16 protein-coding genes and 1 riboswitch are annotated in these 16107 nt (G+C 48.4%); of the genes, 9 read left to right on the forward strand and 7 right to left on the reverse strand.

Annotated features, from left to right (window positions below; all coding sequences use genetic code 11):
* On the forward strand, positions 1-504 hold a 504-nt coding region (locus Q7V48_11190), incomplete at its 5' end, for a thioredoxin domain-containing protein (protein MDO9211290.1).
* 49 nt (positions 505-553) lie between these two features.
* Here Q7V48_11190 and Q7V48_11195 read toward each other — a convergent pair.
* Positions 554-1165: a hypothetical protein gene (locus Q7V48_11195; GenBank protein ID MDO9211291.1), complete on the reverse strand. Its 612-nt coding sequence runs from the start codon at positions 1163-1165 to the stop codon at positions 554-556.
* 116 nt (positions 1166-1281) lie between these two features.
* Positions 1282-3309, reverse strand: a complete 2028-nt coding sequence (locus Q7V48_11200) for a fibronectin type III domain-containing protein (GenBank protein ID MDO9211292.1) — start codon at positions 3307-3309, stop codon at positions 1282-1284.
* 60 nt (positions 3310-3369) lie between these two features.
* A riboswitch (cyclic di-GMP riboswitch) is annotated at positions 3370-3457 on the reverse strand.
* 766 nt (positions 3458-4223) lie between these two features.
* On the opposite strand from Q7V48_11200, the gene Q7V48_11205 reads away from it, so the two are divergent.
* The 4 genes from Q7V48_11205 (at position 4224) to Q7V48_11220 (ending at position 8001) form a co-directional block, all read left to right on the forward strand.
* Positions 4224-4850 carry a DsbA family oxidoreductase gene (locus Q7V48_11205; protein ID MDO9211293.1) on the forward strand — a complete coding sequence of 209 codons (627 nt, stop codon included), beginning with the start codon at positions 4224-4226 and terminating at the stop codon, positions 4848-4850.
* Between the two features lie 123 nt (positions 4851-4973).
* Positions 4974-5825 carry a MoxR family ATPase gene (locus tag Q7V48_11210; protein ID MDO9211294.1) on the forward strand — a complete coding sequence of 284 codons (852 nt, stop codon included), beginning with the start codon at positions 4974-4976 and terminating at the stop codon, positions 5823-5825.
* A gap of 9 nt (positions 5826-5834) precedes the next feature.
* The gene (locus tag Q7V48_11215; protein ID MDO9211295.1) at positions 5835-7028 is read left to right on the forward strand and encodes a hypothetical protein; all 1194 of its coding nucleotides are present in this window, start codon (positions 5835-5837) and stop codon (positions 7026-7028) included.
* A gap of 283 nt (positions 7029-7311) precedes the next feature.
* Positions 7312-8001: a M23 family metallopeptidase gene (locus Q7V48_11220; GenBank protein MDO9211296.1), complete on the forward strand. Its 690-nt coding sequence runs from the start codon at positions 7312-7314 to the stop codon at positions 7999-8001.
* A 290-nt stretch (positions 8002-8291) separates the two neighbouring features.
* On the opposite strand, the gene Q7V48_11225 is transcribed toward Q7V48_11220, so the two are convergent.
* The 3 genes from Q7V48_11225 to Q7V48_11235 form a co-directional block, all read right to left on the reverse strand.
* The gene (locus Q7V48_11225; protein MDO9211297.1) at positions 8292-9125 is read right to left on the reverse strand and encodes an arsenite methyltransferase; all 834 of its coding nucleotides are present in this window, start codon (positions 9123-9125) and stop codon (positions 8292-8294) included.
* A gap of 30 nt (positions 9126-9155) precedes the next feature.
* On the reverse strand, positions 9156-9443 hold the full coding sequence (locus Q7V48_11230; protein MDO9211298.1) for an HgcAB-associated protein: 288 nt from the start codon (positions 9441-9443) through the stop codon (positions 9156-9158).
* A gap of 96 nt (positions 9444-9539) precedes the next feature.
* The gene (locus Q7V48_11235; GenBank protein MDO9211299.1) at positions 9540-9713 is read right to left on the reverse strand and encodes a hypothetical protein; all 174 of its coding nucleotides are present in this window, start codon (positions 9711-9713) and stop codon (positions 9540-9542) included.
* A gap of 605 nt (positions 9714-10318) precedes the next feature.
* Between Q7V48_11235 and Q7V48_11240 the strand changes: the two genes are divergently transcribed.
* The 3 genes from Q7V48_11240 (at position 10319) to Q7V48_11250 (ending at position 13615) form a co-directional block, all read left to right on the forward strand.
* Positions 10319-10639 (forward strand): Gfo/Idh/MocA family oxidoreductase, encoded by a 321-nt coding sequence (locus Q7V48_11240; protein ID MDO9211300.1) that lies wholly within the window; start codon positions 10319-10321, stop codon positions 10637-10639.
* Between the two features lie 794 nt (positions 10640-11433).
* Positions 11434-12222 (forward strand): acetoacetate decarboxylase family protein, encoded by a 789-nt coding sequence (locus Q7V48_11245; protein ID MDO9211301.1) that lies wholly within the window; start codon positions 11434-11436, stop codon positions 12220-12222.
* 193 nt (positions 12223-12415) lie between these two features.
* On the forward strand, positions 12416-13615 hold the full coding sequence (locus tag Q7V48_11250; protein ID MDO9211302.1) for a CoA transferase: 1200 nt from the start codon (positions 12416-12418) through the stop codon (positions 13613-13615).
* A 258-nt stretch (positions 13616-13873) separates the two neighbouring features.
* Here the strand turns inward: Q7V48_11250 and Q7V48_11255 are convergent, their stop codons facing one another.
* Both Q7V48_11255 and Q7V48_11260 read right to left on the reverse strand, forming a co-directional pair.
* Positions 13874-15307 carry an amidohydrolase gene (locus tag Q7V48_11255; GenBank protein ID MDO9211303.1) on the reverse strand — a complete coding sequence of 478 codons (1434 nt, stop codon included), beginning with the start codon at positions 15305-15307 and terminating at the stop codon, positions 13874-13876.
* Between the two features lie 79 nt (positions 15308-15386).
* Positions 15387-15845 (reverse strand): AMP-binding protein, encoded by a 459-nt coding sequence (locus Q7V48_11260; GenBank protein ID MDO9211304.1) that lies wholly within the window; start codon positions 15843-15845, stop codon positions 15387-15389.
* A gap of 133 nt (positions 15846-15978) precedes the next feature.
* Here Q7V48_11260 and Q7V48_11265 point away from each other — a divergent pair.
* On the forward strand, positions 15979-16107 hold a 129-nt coding region (locus Q7V48_11265), incomplete at its 3' end, for an HNH endonuclease (protein MDO9211305.1).

A 16107-nucleotide genomic window follows, 5' to 3' on the forward strand; every position in this document is an offset into this window, starting at 1 on the left:
TTTCGGGGATTTGCCGCAGCCAAAGTGACGATTGTGGAGTTCTCGAATTTTCAATGCCCCTACTGCCTGAGTTCTTGGATGAAGATGAAGGAATTTTTAGAAAAATATCCTCGGGGGATCAAATATGTTTTCAAACATTATCCGTTCCAGTCACAGAAGCAATCTTTCGATTTTTCCGTAATGGTTGCCGCGGTTCAAGAGGTTAGCAACGAGGCCTTCTGGCTCATCCATGACTTCATGTTTTCCAACGAAGGACAAACGTTGGCCAAAGGCGATAAGGCGGCAGCGAAGCAAAAGATCGAGGAAATGTTAAAAGAAAAAGGGTACGACGTAAAGGCTTTTCAGGATGCTCTGGAGACAGGGAAGGGTCAAAGGAGGGTGGAAGAAGATATGGCTGTCGGGAGCAAGATTAAAGTTAAAGGAACCCCGACAACGATCCTCAACGGTAGTTACATCGTAGGCCCTCTTGCGGATAAAGTTTTAGAAGGATTTATTGGGAAGTAATACATAAAGAATAAGTAAATTAATAAGGAGTTTTGATTTTAGATTAATTTCAGATGTTCCCATTTTCATCAATTTTTAATATCCAGAAGTCTGCGTAACCCGCTCCGGAGGAAGAAGTCTCCCCAGCTACGATATATCCACCGTCCAAGGTCTGCCTGATGCAATTAGCTGTACTACTACCAGTACCCCCATAAGTCTTTTGCCAATCGATATCACCATTTAATTTAAGTTTCAGGATCCAGATATCGCCGAGTGGATTACCCAAGGAGGAGCTTTGACCAGCGACGATGTATCCACCGTCCGGTGAGGTTTGCTGGATGCTATAGGCAACATCATCATTAGCTCCGCCGAAGGTTTTTTGCCAATCGATATCCCCATTTGGTTTAAGCTTTATTATCCAAAAATCTGCGAATCCAGCACCAGATGAGGAAGTCCCCCCGGCTACAATATATCCACCATCCGTGGTCTGTTGGACCGAGTGGGCCACATCTTCGTTAACCCCTCCGAATGTCTTCGCCCAGGTCGTAATTGAAGGAGTTGGGCTACTACTTCCGCCGCCTCCCCCGCCGCTGCAACTTCCCAGGCTAACTGCAAGGAAACAAAAAAAGAGAATTGTAAAAAGGTTTTTTAGGAAATGATTCTTGGCTGGACTTTTCGTCATCAATGTTGTTCTTCCGCCCGAAAGATTTTCCGCATACTTCAGAATTACATTTAATATATCACAAATCTCTTAGCGGTGTCGAGCGGTGATGGCCATCGAATTAATTGGGGAAAGACTTAAGGTTTTGGAACGACCAGGTAGTAAAGGTCGTCGGTAGCCTCCAGGTCTACCCAGTAACCTAACCACGGGACAAGCACTCCCCCATCCTCAGATGTCAAATAAGAATAGGTATTGCCCCAATCTTTGCCGTTATAATAATAAAGAGCATCTACGATCCACCCTCGGGCTACCGCTTCTTGCCATGGTACCGGCGTGCCGGTACCTTTTTGAATCTTTATGTCAGAAAGCCTCACCCGGCCAGAATAAGGATTACTAACGAGGTTTAGGCCAGGCTTCAAGGAATAAGTATATTCGAGGTCTGGAACCTCAGTATAGGCACTCAGTTCAGGCACAGATTTATTTTGTTTGTACAGGGAGTAACCTTCTCCTTCCTTAACTGGTTGGGAGGAACTTACCTTGGTATAACTGTTTTGCTCAGCATTCCATCTATAAACTCGGGGAGTGCCGAAAGCTCCTTGGCCGTCGAGTTGGGCGCTGGCGATGTTCCTCGGGACCCCCACGAGGTTGTTTCCATTGAGAAGTTGTATTTCCGGTCCGGTGATGTACCCAGTGCTTGGGTAGGTAATTTCCGATCCATTCGACATCTTAACCTGGAAATAGAATTTGTGAACCGCTGCCGGACCGAGCATTGTGCGGTGGGTGCAGCTTGCGCCTGTTGGATAATTTCCGCTACAGGTCATATCGTAGTCGTAAAAATCACCGGCAGCAGGATTATTCCTTTGTGTAGTGAAGAGTTTTACATATTGGGGGGTACCACCGGCATCCTGTACGGTGATCTGAAAATCATATTCCACATCCACTTTGGGTTTCCCATTCACCAGATTATTGCTGTCACTGCCACCGTCTGTCCTCTCCAGGCACTGAATTCCGCTATCCGAACAACTGATTTGATATACCCCCTGAATCGTCACCTGCAAAGAGGATGACCAACTTGAGACCACAGAAGTATGGGTAGAGCAGCGGGCCCTTACGCGGACATTGTAGGTACCGGCAATAGTCCACACTTCTTGCTGGTTGGCCGCACCCCATAAGGAGAGGTCTGTCCCGTCCCCTTTCCAATCAAATTGGTATTCCAACGAATGACCGAGGTTTGAAGAAGCTCCACTGGCGATATAGGTATAAGAAGTTTCCAGATTTCCACTGGTCGTGCCAGTCGGCATAGCAGGCGTAGAAATGGTTTCGGAGATGGCCGCAAATTGGGCCGTTACTTCCTTAGGCCCATTCATGGTTATGGAAGATGGGTTGGTAGATCCGGAGAGGTCCCCCGACCAGGCGGTGAAGTTATAACCCGAGCTGGCAGTGGCCGAGACGGGAACACTCTGCCCGCTGTTGTACCAGTTTGTTCCGGAGGGAGTGACGGTTCCGTTTCCCGATGGACTTACCGAAGTCGTCAAGCTGTATTGGGTGGTGAAGTTGGCAGTATAGGTGGTACTGGAAGAAGGGGCGATAATCGTATGGCTCTGAGCTCCTTCGTCGCTCCAGGAAGAGAAAGCGTACTGGGTTCCTGTAGTTCCCGATTGGGGAGAAGAAACGGATAAAGTATGGGAAGAACCGACTACCCAGCTGAAAGTCTGAGGCGCGGTGTAGGTTGTGCCATCAACCACCACCTGCAACCCCGAAGGGTTGGTGGTTACTGTAAAAGTCTGAGTACCATCCGTAGCAGGTCCACTTACTTCGTTGGAATATCCACTTTCATTAGGTGAAGTATCATAGGCAGTGACAGTAATAAAGTAGGTTTGACCTAAAGTAAGACCTGTCATAGTATAGGTGGTAACATTTCCGGCATCGATCGGCGTTCCATACGTTCCAGAGGTTGTTCCGTAATATACCTTGTATCCGGCCAAGTCAGATTCGGTGTTCGGATCCCAGGCTAATCTAATCTGAGAGGCGAAAATATCTTGAGAAAAAATGAATAGAAAAAGTAAGAAAGCTAAAGCTGAGAGCAGAAGAGTTTTTAAAAGGGATGGGTGAAAGAAAGTAAATTGTGATGAATTATATTGAGATAAAGACTTGATTCGTAACACTTCAGCACCTCCAGAATCTAACGAACCGTGCAAATACGGCTTTTAGAGGTGCTGTATTTGCCCGGGAGCCCTGCTGCCGTATCCCTCTTTGGAACTTAGGCCAGAAGCTTTGCGTCCCACCCTTTAAGATGGTTTGCCTTTTTCGGGTTTGGCAATTTTAATGTATCGTATGCCCGCGAAGGGAAATTCCGGTTACTTATTCTGCAATCGATATGCCAGAAGGTGGTTGAAAATTGATTAGGACGAAAGGGGAAAAGGGCTTTACCCGTTTTTAGTCCTTTCTCTCTGTTTTTAGTTTTTTAATGGTTTTCTTTTGGGACTTTTATGAAAATTTAATATGAAAGTTACTTTCGGGATGGAAAAGGTAAAAAGGACCTGCTCATTTTTGTTGGAGGGCTAACGAAATTGTATTTGAATGTTGGGGGAAATTAAAAGCTGCCCCATCCAATAAAAATGCGTAAAGAAGATAGAGAAATAGTGCCAGTTAAAAAATAGGGTTTCTCCTTTTATAAAATACATGATTCAATGTATTTATTTCTCGCCCCATTGAATTCATTTTAGAAGAATATTTAGATGATGGTATTAATAAATGATGGAGGGAGGACATATGGAAAAATGGCTCTGCGGGGGGGTGACTTATGAAAAACTTAGAGAATGGGCGCTGTAGCGAACAGATTCAAGGAAGGCGGAACACTGGAGCGGATTTCCCTCCGGCTCTGGATTAAATGAAAATCACATCGAAAACCATCATAACTGCAAAACCCATCGTCGCGCCCATAGTGGTACGATTCCTTATATTGTTTTAAATTGCCTTCTATGAAATAATCATCTTTAGATTCTGAAGAGTGCCCCTTCTAAATCACCAAGAGGTGGGCAACTCGAGAAAAGATAAAAACACAAGGAAGGGGGGAAAGATGGCAGTGATTATGGAGATTTTTTCCGATTACGTTTGACCCTGGTGCTATTTCAGTACCGGGCGTATTGAGCAGTTGCGGAAAAATTACGAAATTGAAATTCAATGGAAGGCCTTTCCTCTTCACCCTGATACGCCCGAAGAAGGGCTCACCCTTGAGGAGCTTTTTGCGGGCCGTGGCAAAGACATTGAAAAGATGATGTTGCGGCTGAAGAAGGTGGCGGATGAATTGGGGTTGCCTCTGGGAAAACGAACCAAGACCTACAACAGCCGGCTGGCCCAGGAATTGGCCAAATGGGCCGAATCCAAAAACAAGGGGGATGAGTATCACGACGCCGTTTTTCGGGCGTATTTTGTTGACGGCAAAAATATCGCCAACGTTGAAGAATTAACCGGCTTGGCCCAATCCGTAGGGCTTTCGCCAGATGAAGCGAAATTCGCTCTGCAGGCGAGGAGTTTTAAGATAGCTGTTGATTCCGATTGGTCGCGTTCCCATCAAATGGGCATAACGGCGGTTCCCACCTTTGTTGTTGATCGACAGTCGGTTGTGGGAGCACAGCCTTACGAGGTTCTGGAACAATTCTTGATTCATAACAAGGTGAAAATGCGTAAGGCGAAACAACCCTAAAGATCCATCAGGGTAGTTATAATAGTTGAACTTACTCGACCAAATGGATAAAATAGATAATAAAGTTATCGTCCCTGGGAGGAACCAGCGGAACATTTTTTAGAGGAAAGAAGGAGTTTATTAATGAATTCGGATTCACAATTTCTTAGGTTTACCGGTGCTTCCAAATACGTGCTCGATCCTGAGTTAGCCAGGATCGTCAACATTTCCATGGAACTGGAGATGCCCCTCCTGCTCAAAGGGGAGCCAGGTACGGGAAAAACCATGCTGGCCTACGCCATCGCCGAAGCCCTGCATATGTCCCTCATTGTTCTGAACGTGAAATCCAGTATGAAACTGGTGGAAGCCTTATACCAGTATGATACGCTTACCCGGCTGAATGACAGCCGTTTCGGCGACTCCAAGCGGGATGTAAGCAACATCGAGGATTACATCAAAATGGGCAAGATCGGGCAGGCTTTTGCTGCGGATGTGCGGGTTGTCCTGCTCATTGATGAAATCGACAAGGCCGATACGGATTTTCAGGACGACATGCTGGATGTTCTGGACCAGATGAGCTTTGACATCGTTGAGATCGATAAGACCATCAAAGCCAAACATCGGCCGGTGATCGTCATTACGAGCAATGCCAAGAAGGACCTTTCCGATCCTTTTCTGGGGCGCTGCACTTTCCACCACATTGCTTTTCCCAGTGCAGACATGATGCGGGATATCATCAACGTCCATTTTCCTCAGTTAGACAAGGAATTAAGCAAAGCCTGCATCGAGAGTTTTTACCGCTTACGGGAAATCCCCGGGGTGGACAAGAAACCAGCCACCCGGGAGCTAATCAACTGGATCCGGGCCCTGCGCTGTGATCCGGATTTCCGGCCCGGGAGGCTGAACAAGGGCGAGGTGCCCTACCTGGGTGTGCTTTTTAAGAAGAGCTCCGACTACATGGTTGCTGCCCAGCAAGTTGCCCGTTTTCGCAATTAGGAAAACAAAGTGTTTGTTCAATTCTTCTACAAACTCCGGGATGTAGGGATTGCTGTGACTCCCACCTCCTTTTTGCGCCTGCAAAAGGCGCTCAACTTGGGGTTAGTCAATTCCCTGGAGGATTTTTACACTTCGGCCCGGTCCATCCTCATTAAAAGCGAACGCTATTTTGATCTCTATGATCAAGTCTTTGCCCATTATTTTAAAGGGATGGACATGCCAGACCCGGAAGGGATAGATTTGGACGAAGCCGCGAAAATGTTGCTTGAGGAATGGCTGCGTGATCCACAAAGCGTGGCCAGAGCCCTGGGTGTGGAAGAGGAAGAACTTTCCCGTCTAACTCCCCAGCAATTGATTGAATATTTTCTGCAAAGGCTAAAAGAACAAACGGAAGCCCATCACGGGGGTAGCAAATGGATTGGCACGCGGGGTACTTCTCCGGTCGGTCATTCCGGTCGTCACCCTGGAGGAATGCGCGTAGGCGGAAGGTCGCATGGCCAGAGTGCAGTAAAAGTGGCTCTGGATCGGCGATACCGGGACTACTCGCAGGAAGGGCCGCTCACCACTTCTCAGTTGAGCGAAGCCCTGAAACGCCTTAGGAACATGGTCCCAGTTGGACCTAAGGACCGGGTGAATGTGGAAAAAACAATCTATGAAACCATGCGCAACGCCGGCGAGATTGAGATCGTTTTTGACCGCAGACTCAAAGATCGACTGAAGGTGATCCTGATGATCGACAACGGTGGCTGGTCGATGGATCCTTATGTCGATGTCGTGCAGGTCCTTTTTAATTATGCCAGGGATCAATTCAAAGACCTGAAGACTTTTTATTTTCACAATACCGTTTATGATTTCATATGGGCCGATCCACCGAGACGGCGCAAGCCACAGCGGATTGAGGAATTTTCCCGTTTCGATCCGGAGACGCGGCTGATCATTGTAGGTGATGCCAGTATGGCCCCCTATGAACTCATGGCCGCCGATGGTTCCATCCACATTGAGGAACGAAGCCTCCACACTTCCATCGACCGGCTGAATTTATTGGCCAAGACGTTCCGCCATGCCGCCTGGCTCAATCCCAGGTTTGACCATGAATGGGCCTATGTCCGCACCCTCCAAACTATCCGCATGATCTTTCCCATGTTTGAACTCACCCTGGACGGTCTGGAGAAAGCTGTCCGGCATTTGATGAAAAATAACTAAAAATCCAAAAGCTTCCTTTGCCACAAGGACACAGAGGTCACAGAGAACACGGTTTTTTTCTTCCCACATCCAAGGCACTAAGAAACTAATGAAACGCTTTCGGCTTCTTACCCTCATCGCAATTCTTTTTGTATCGGCGGAAAGGACTTCGTACGCTGAAAATACTCTTCTTGTCGAGTATTTCCCGAGGGTGGTCAAGCAGGGGGGTGTCTGCTTTATAAGGGCATCTGGCCCAGCGTCACTTAAAGCTATCTATGGGGAGTTTCAGGGAGAAAAAATCCCCATGGCCCTGGGGGGGCGCCACAGAACCTACGAAGGTCTGCTTGGGATTGACATGAACACCGGGCCGGGCACATATGAATTAAAGGTCGTTGCGACAGATGGTAATCGGAGGGTCTACACGAGCTCACTTCTGTTAAAGGTGGAGAAAGTTGATTTCAAAACCCAGACACTGTCGCTACCATCTTCTATGGTGGACCTGGATCCGCAAACCCTTGCCCGGGTGGAGAGAGAGGAAAAGCGCCTGAAGGCCTTGTTCCAGGGCTACCGGGATGAAAGACTCTGGAGTGGTGCTTTTGTCCGTCCAGTAGCGGGGGGATCCACTACAAACTTTGGCCTGCGCCGAATTATTAATGGCCAACCCAGAAGTCCACATACAGGCGTGGACCTGCGGGCCGAGGAGGGAACCCCCGTATTGGCCTGTAATAGCGGGGTTGTTGTCCTGGGCGACCAACTCTTCTTCTCCGGAAAATCGGTCATTCTCGATCACGGGTGGGGTACATACTCGATGTATTTCCATCTCTCAGAAACCCTGGTCAGTGAGGGGGATAGAGTTAGCACGGGAGCCATGCTTGGTAGGGTGGGCTCCACCGGAAGATCCAGAGGGCCCCACCTTCATTGGGGGATCAGAATCAATGGGGCGCGGGTCGATCCACTTGCCCTGCTTAGACTAACCGAACATCTGCAAGAATAAATCCGCTGGGTAACGGTACCGGATCACGATTCTAAGCGAGGAACAGTAGAATATTTGTAAGCCTCATCCCGAATGCGTTTCTGCTGATCACAAGTCCCCAAAAAACCGACCCCGCTATGGGATTAAGACGAAGTAGCGTATTCTGCAAAGAGCACACGCAGCTCCTTGAGGTCTTCCCTCGTTTTTGCCTGAATCATCTTTACCCTGACCCAGAAGTCCCAACCCCGGCTAACACTTCGATTCATATGGAAGGCTTGTTATTGCCGCAGGATTTCCCTTTCCGGGTGCAGTTAAGCCCATGGTTTAACTGCAGAAACCTTCATGCTGGCTACCGAGCTGGCTAAATCTTTGGCTTTTTCACGAGATAGGTTTAAATTCTTGGCGATTTCCTTGGCCGTCGGGTCGTTGGTCATCAGCTCCACAGGGAAAGTGGTCTCGCCAACGATGCGGGTCTCTCGAAATCCTGCCGCCTGGATCGCTTTTAGATACTCTTCTTTCGTAATGGCTCCTGCCAGGCAGCCGACGTAAGCGGCCACGGAATTTTTGATTGCATCGGGAAGCTCTTTCAACAAGACCATATCCGACACCATTAGCCGGCCACCCGGTTTGAGCACCCGGAAAGCCTCGCGGAAGACCCTCCCTTTATCGGGCGAAAGATTGATCACACAATTGGAAATGATGACGTCCACATGATTATCGGCGACCGGTAGGTTCTCGATCTCGCCGAGGCGGAACTCCGTATTGGCATAACCGCCTTTCTGAGCATTTTCTCTTGCCCGGTCAAGCATTTCGGGGGTCATATCGACGCCGATGACCCTTCCGTTTTTGCCCACCTGGTTCGCAGCAAGGAAACAATCGAATCCCGCACCTGAACCAAGATCAAGGACCACCTCACCTTCTTTTAAAGAAGCAAGGGCAACGGGGTTGCCGCAGCCAAGGCCCAGGTTTGAACCCTCCGGAACGACTTTTAGCTCTTCATCACTATATCCGATCTTTTTACTGATGTCCTGTACGAGATCTTTGTTTCCGCAGCATGAACTGGCCGGGGCGCAACCAGAGCGTTCTTGCTGGGCCACCTTGCCATAGCCTTCCCTTACGACTTTCTTAATCTCTGCTTCTTTCATTTTACACCTCCAATTTATTCCAGGAAAAATTCAGCTGGTAAACATATTTTTCATTACCGGGCCGAGAAAATCTTTTACCCGCTCGGCGAGATACTCCGCCTTGATCAAAGCCATACAGCATATCTCTCCCTCTCTTTCCCAGCTTATAACGGCCAATTTATCCCCTGGTTGAATTTTGGCCTTATCTCTTAACTCTTTGGGAAGCACCATCTGTCCTCGTTCATCGATACTGATCAAGGATTCGACTTTACAGCAACCCGTATTCTTCCCCCCCGGTGCCAAACATCCATTCTTATCTTTCTTATCTTTTTTGACCATTGATTTCCTCCTTATTTCAAGTCTTTCCCGAAGATTGATAAACTTTGCTACCCCCACCATGGGAACAGGCCCAAGCCAGGACGCAGGGACGGGTTTTCATAACTGAACTATTGGCTGCCTGGGCTCAGCCACCCCGATTTGAAAAACAAGGCTTCCGATGATCATGATTGCGCCGTAGGCCATGATGGCCGCGGATAAAAGCCATATAGCCGCTGGTAGGCTGCCCAGGAAGCTCCTTTTCTGGGCCACCGTCATCTCGGGGTTCGCCATATCACCTCCTTTCGTGGAAAAAAGCGATAAGACTTTAATCGCCATGTTTTCGGCCAAGTTTCCGCAGCCTGGCCCGAATCTTCCTTTATTCTGTTTAAGCAGATTAAAATTAATAATCAGATAAATAAGATTCTACTGATAAATATAATTAAACCCCAATAAAGTGTCAAGCGTTTTTTTCGGCGACCTCTGAAAAAGTTATTTGACGGTGATGGCGAACCAATTAAAGCCAGGCTTGTTTTCATGGAAAGCCCAGTCTGCATCAGAGCGTGGACCAGTTTATCCGCGAGAAAAACCTCAAAGGCCAATCCAAAGCATCTTGAAAAAACGCTCAATAAAAGAATCTTGAATTTACTTTAGAAAAATACTACTCTATTTTCGATTTTATAGAGGTTGGGAAAATTTTTTATCTGATATGAAGAATGAGACAAAAATCTTGGGGGTTCCTCCCACCGGGGTTCCGATTCATCCAATCATCGACGCCTATACCGGCATATGGGTTAAGAAAAATTTTTGAAGTTTACTTTTTCCTGCAGATCCTGCTGGGGCAGGGATTAACCGCCGGAGCGGTTAAAGAATGAAAGAAGGGGAGAGTTAAAAAGAAAATGACCAAGAAAGGAAAATTGGTAGGAACCAAAGGGGTAATGCGTTTACAGGAATATGGAACGGGAAAACCTTTTGGTTTTGAGTATCACCTTGATTGGAACGGGAAGAGGATCATCTCAGGTGAACAAATTCCCTCCAATTATACGCTGCAACTCCAGGAATTTATCGATGCCATCCAGCAAGGACGGAGTCCAATTGCTTCCGGAGAAGAGGTTTTGAGAACCCAACTCGTCCTGGACGCGGCCAGGAAATCCGATCGGGAAAAACGGGTAATCACCCTTTCCCCTTGCTTGGGAATAAAGAATGGAGAATTTTGTTGACTATATTGTATTATAAGTTTCCTATGGATGAAATCTTGAGCAAAAAGGCAAGGGAATTGTTTTCATCGTGAATCAGGGGGCCGAGAAAAATTCAAAATTCGATATGGGGATTACGGATTTTTCTACAACCTAATATATCTTTGCTTTACGCTATGATGGGTTGGGGATTTCTAAGAATCTTCCTTGGAATAGTTTAAAAAGGTCAATCAAAACACCTCTCCCTTTTTTCTGTAAGAGTCCGGGCAGGGAGGGAGACAGATCTTGGATCAAGGAACTCTTTTTGGCTCTAGAGGAGGTGCGCCTTCATTTTCATCGGTGGTGTGCAACCCAGGAAGGTTCAAGTAGATGACCAACCGCGGGTCTGCCCCAATTGCGGCTTGCCCTCCGCTCGGCTCAAACGGCTGGATCATTACCTAAGTATTTTTTTCATCCCCCTTATCCCGATCAAACGGGGGGAGCACTTCCTGGAATGCGACCGCTGTGGCAGAGTATCCGAAGAAACGGGGAGGCCCCAGTGGAGCTCATTCCAACCCGCACCATTGCGGTGTCAAAGATGCGGCCAGCAAACGGACTCGGATTTTAAATTTTGCCCGTATTGCGGGCAAAGGGTTTCATAAGCGCGACTCTGGATTACATTGCCCATGAATTTAGGACGCCAGCGGTCAACTTCAGACCCGATGCGCAACCGTTCGGATTTCGTGCTTCGAATATTGAATTTCTTTTGCGTTTCCCACGTTTTAGTTCTAAGGTGGTTAATTTCGACCATACCAAAATCAATGGAAGGAGGGAGCGCCATGGGCTTTCTAAAAACTTCTGAAGAGATAGCCAAGATTTATCGGGAAACTTTTGATTTCTACGACGCAGAAATGTTGACGGTTTTTTGGGAGACAAAGCCGGAAATCGTCAAGCGATTGCTTCCGCCTCCGCTCCAACCAAGTAAAAGGCCTCTGGCCGTTGCTTTTGTGGCCAACTATCCCAGGACCAACTTTGGGGTGAGTTACTTAGAAAGCGCACTCTTTTTGCGGGCTGAGTTCAATGGTGAAGAGGGCAATTATTGCCTCGCCATGCCTGTTACAAACGACATGGCTCTTGGCCTTGGCCGCGAGATGTTCGGTTATCCCAAAAAAATTGGCAACATCCATTTCAATCGCCGCGGGAAGGATGTGGAAGGTCTAACGGAACGCCACGGAGTGCGCTTTTTCCGAGTAAGGGCGGAGCTTACCGGAAAATTTAATGTTGAGGACGCTCAGAGTATTTTTACCGAAGTTTTTAACATAGGGGCAAATCCGGTGGTGGTTACCTACAATTTCAAATATTTTCCAGCACCCGAAGGGAACGGGTTCGACTACCATCCGCGGCTCATTCGGGAAGAGGTAGAATTTCGTCCACATTCCATAGAGGTGGGCGAAGCTGAGATATCTCTGCAGGCCTCTGATTTTGATCCCTGGGCTGAAGTTGAAATTGTCAGAGTGCTGGGAGCGCTCTATACGATTGGTAACAACTCTATGCGCAAGGGCAAGGTTGTAGCCGAAGCCGACCCGATGGCCTTTATGCCCTATGCCTTTTTAAAGTGGGATTTTTGATCATCAAGCACTCAGCCTAAAAGGGAATAGCCGCCTGAAGAGCTTCAAACTATAATCGGATTTTCTTCGCCTTGCGGGAGAAGGACGAAGAGAAAGGGGTGAGGCGGTTAAACGGGCATGAAATGATTTACCTGAAAGAATGATTCACCTTTCATAGACTGACACCCATTTAAATTTTAAAGAGGAGGTAAGCATGACCAGCGGAATGAATTCATGGCTGCCCTTGCAGGGTATAAAGGTTGCTGACTTCACCCAGGTGATCGCGGGTCCAGCCTGTACGATGTTGCTCGCGGATATGGGGGCCGATGTCATAAAAATTGAGCCGCTCTCAGGGGATTTTTGGCGGAGGACGGTCAGCGGTTCGGCTTTTTTGAATTTTAACCGGAACAAACGGGGTATCGCCATCAACCTCAAGGCGCCCCAGGGCCATGAGGCCGTGATGAAAATCGTCGAGAAGTCAGATGCTCTAATCGAAAATTTTACCCCCGGCACGATGGACAAGCTGAATTTGAGTTATGAAAAGGTAGCCCAGGTGAATCCGAAGATCATTTATTGCTCCATTTCCGGCTTCGGGCAGGATGGACCCTATCGGGATCGTCCCGGTTACGACCCTGTCGCCCAGGCTATGTCCGGGATTATGATCAACACCGGAGAACCGGACCGGCCGCCCTCTCGGGTCCTTCCCACGATGGTCGATTATCTTGCGGGGAACCACACTGCTTATGCCATTGTGCTGGCGCTGATGGATCGGGAGAAGACAGGCGAGGGAAAGCGATTTGATATTGCCTTGCTGGACGTGGCGATTATGCAAATGGGGCAATTCGTAACCTTGTATACGATGACCGGTGAACTGCCGGTGCGTATGGGATCAGGGTATTTGGCCGCCGCTCCCTACCAGGCCTTTGAGACCAAGGATGGTTACATTTATATTACTGTTACCACCGATGAGATGTGGAAAAACCTTTGCCAGGCGCTCAAGCTCGATCATCTTTTCAGAAATCCTCGCTACGCTACGCTCGACGGAAGGCGTCAGAATCGGCCGGAATTAGCCGTTGAGGTTACCAATGTGACCAAACAATATAGAAGCCGGGAGCTGGAATCCATATTAGTCACGGGTAATGTTCCCTGTGGCCGGCTCATGAATATTGACGAGGTCATTCAAGACCCCCATGTGCAATTCCGGCAGATCATGGAGGAGATTGAAGTTCCCGAGAAGGGAAAGGTGAAGATCATCAAAACCCCCATATATGTTTCCGGGAAGGCTCCAAAGATTCGGCGGCGTCCCCCATTGCTCGGCGAGCATACTCGGGAAATTCTCAAGGAGTTGGGATACAGCCAGGAGGAGATCCAAGAGCTATTGGAAAAAGGGATTGCCCGTCAATCTCAGGCCTGAAATTTTAAAATGGAGAATCACTTGCCATGTCTCTTGACTCCCTTTTGAATGAAGTTGGGCACAGGATGGCAACAACGTTGTCATGGGGCGGGAGACATTCTAAATTCGAAGCACGAAATTCGAATCCAATTCAAATTTTCCAAAAATAAGAAATTAACCTTTGGCCGTTTGGGATTTTTGAGCATTTGGTTTTGGATTTGTTTCGGGGTTCGATATTCGGATTTTGCAACACACCTTTTTGATTCCGGCTATGCCGGGTTAGGGATTAATATAATATTTCTCCATTGCTCCCCGGTATTTTTCCATGAGCTCGGTGTTTAAACCTAATGGCGGTTGGGCGCTACGGGGAAGAAATGTCTTGTAAGGCCTTTGCGCCTTCAGTTCGGCAAACTCCTCCCGAATTTTTGCCACAACCTCCGAATTCGTGAGGAGATCATAGGCAGAAAGGGCAAGGACCTTTGCCCCTGCCGTCAATCCTTTATGAGCGATCGAAGAATTGGCCGCGGCTACCACTGTCCAGTGATGAGAGGGAGAGCCAGGGACTCGCACCGGGAATCGCATGCTAACCGTGGGAGCAATTAGAGTAACGTCCCCCACATCACTGGAACCACCCCTTAAGGGCTCGGATTCTGGAGAAGTCAACTTAAGGGAGTATTCCATTCCAACAACTGAATAGCCAGCATCTTCTTGCATCGTCCTGGCAAAAGCCTCCTCCTCTTCCGTGTAAACGGGTTTCCCCACGGCTTTGATATTTTCAAAAACGAGTTCGGCCAGATGTTTATTCGGAAACCGCTGGTGGATGGCGCCGATGGTCTTAACCTCATAGGTGGTTTGGGTCATCAAGGCTGCGCCTTTCGCGCAGTCTAGGGCCCACTTAAAGTTATTCCCCACATTCTCATCCAGGTCCCGGATGTAATACCAGGTTGAGGCCCGGTCCGGGACCACGTTGGGTGCTTCTCCTCCCTCCAGGGTGACCCAGTGAGTCCTCTGGGTCGTGGGCAAATGTTCCCGCATGCGCTCCGTTCCGGCGTGCATGAGCTCGACCGCATCGGCTGCACTTCTTCCCATCCAGGGGAAGGAACCCGCATGAGCGGTTTTTCCTCTGAAAGTCACGATGAAGGAATACATGGCGGTGCCCTCCATTCCATATATCACCTGGAAGGCGCTGTCACCATGACAGTCCAGCACGACGTCTACCCCCTGGAACAAACCCGCCCGCACCATGAAGGGACGGGGGGTCAGAATTTCTTCGGCGGGGGAGCCGAAAAGCTTCAAGGTCCCGCTCAACCCTTTCTTTTCCATGATCTCTTTGAGCGTGATAACGGTTAAGGCCTGGGCGGTGCACATGGTATTGTGGCTGCACCCGTGGCCAGGTGCACCCGCGACAAGTGGTTCTTTTTTAGGGACCCCAGCCTTTTGCGAAAGCATGGGCAGAGCGTCGAATTCCCCGAGAAAGCCAATGGTGGGTTGGCCGCTTCCATGGCTCCAAGTCGCTACAAAAGCGGTGGGCATCCCGGCAACCCCTCGGTCCACTCTGAAACCGGCAGTCTCCAGTACATCCGCCAGAAGTTTGGCAGATCTGTATTCTTCCAGCCCCAATTCGGCATAACTCCAGATGGCATCCGAAATTCTCCAAAATTTTTCCTGCCGTCCCTCTACGGTTTTAGCAATAGCCAACTTGTCAGAATTCATCTAATCTTCTCCTTTTGTTAAAGACACAGTAAAAAAAATCATATTATTTGCCCATCGGCTATAAGCGATCGGCTGATAGCTATTTATACATAGCGACATAAATAAATGCGCATGAATCGTCATTCTTGCCAATATCCCCCGTATAAAGCCATCCATCGCGGATGGCGATGGCCGTTTCCTCGGGCATTTTGTAGTAGCCACTCGTCACTTGCGGGCCTTTGATGATGATTTCTCCGGATTCACCCACCGGCATCTCCTTTTGGCCATCGATCAGGTCGACAATCTTGATATCCGTGTCCGGCACCGGCAGGCCGACCGACCCGACTTTGGTAACTCCGCCAAAAGGATTGGTTGTGGCCACCGGGCTGGTCTCCGAAAGTCCGTAGCCTTCACAGATCTGAGATCCGGTTTTGGATTCAAACTCCTTGATCACTTCAATGGGCAAGAGCTGTTTCTTGGGAAATCTAAGGTGATCCCGGATGTGGGCCACTACAAAAGGTACACCTTTGACATAGGATTTGTACCAGGGTTTTTCCATTATATTTCTCCTTTACAAGGCAATTTTTCTGAACTTCATAGAGCCCTTATAGCGTAAAAAAAAAAGATTTTTGCAAGGAAAATAATCAATAATTTTATTGCTCGGGGGAAAGCAAAGGATTAAAATTTAAAAAATGCCAGAACCATTCATTATTCAGGTAAGTGAAGAAGAAATAAAAAGAGCGCGGGAAAAGGCCAGGGCCCTGCGCAAAACCCGCTGGTGGAACCAGCGTCTGGCCCGGGGCCAATGCCATTATTGCCGG

It is taken from the genome of Deltaproteobacteria bacterium, from assembly GCA_030654105.1.
In the GTDB taxonomy this organism is placed as follows: domain Bacteria; phylum Desulfobacterota; class SM23-61; order SM23-61; family SM23-61; genus JAHJQK01.

Coding starts and splice junctions, on each gene's coding strand:
- Q7V48_11250 (MDO9211302.1), top strand. CDS start 12,416: ATGACCAGCGGAATGAATTCATGGCTGCCCTTGCAGGGTATAAAGGTT.
- Q7V48_11220 (MDO9211296.1), top strand. CDS start 7,312: ATGGCCCTGGGGGGGCGCCACAGAACCTACGAAGGTCTGCTTGGGATT.
- Q7V48_11210 (MDO9211294.1), top strand. CDS start 4,974: ATGAATTCGGATTCACAATTTCTTAGGTTTACCGGTGCTTCCAAATAC.
- Q7V48_11230 (MDO9211298.1), bottom strand. CDS start 9,443: ATGGTCAAAAAAGATAAGAAAGATAAGAATGGATGTTTGGCACCGGGG.
- Q7V48_11260 (MDO9211304.1), bottom strand. CDS start 15,845: ATGGAAAAACCCTGGTACAAATCCTATGTCAAAGGTGTACCTTTTGTA.
- Q7V48_11255 (MDO9211303.1), bottom strand. CDS start 15,307: ATGAATTCTGACAAGTTGGCTATTGCTAAAACCGTAGAGGGACGGCAG.
- Q7V48_11235 (MDO9211299.1), bottom strand. CDS start 9,713: ATGGCGAACCCCGAGATGACGGTGGCCCAGAAAAGGAGCTTCCTGGGC.
- Q7V48_11195 (MDO9211291.1), bottom strand. CDS start 1,165: ATGACGAAAAGTCCAGCCAAGAATCATTTCCTAAAAAACCTTTTTACA.
- Q7V48_11245 (MDO9211301.1), top strand. CDS start 11,434: ATGGGCTTTCTAAAAACTTCTGAAGAGATAGCCAAGATTTATCGGGAA.
- Q7V48_11240 (MDO9211300.1), top strand. CDS start 10,319: ATGACCAAGAAAGGAAAATTGGTAGGAACCAAAGGGGTAATGCGTTTA.
- Q7V48_11225 (MDO9211297.1), bottom strand. CDS start 9,125: ATGAAAGAAGCAGAGATTAAGAAAGTCGTAAGGGAAGGCTATGGCAAG.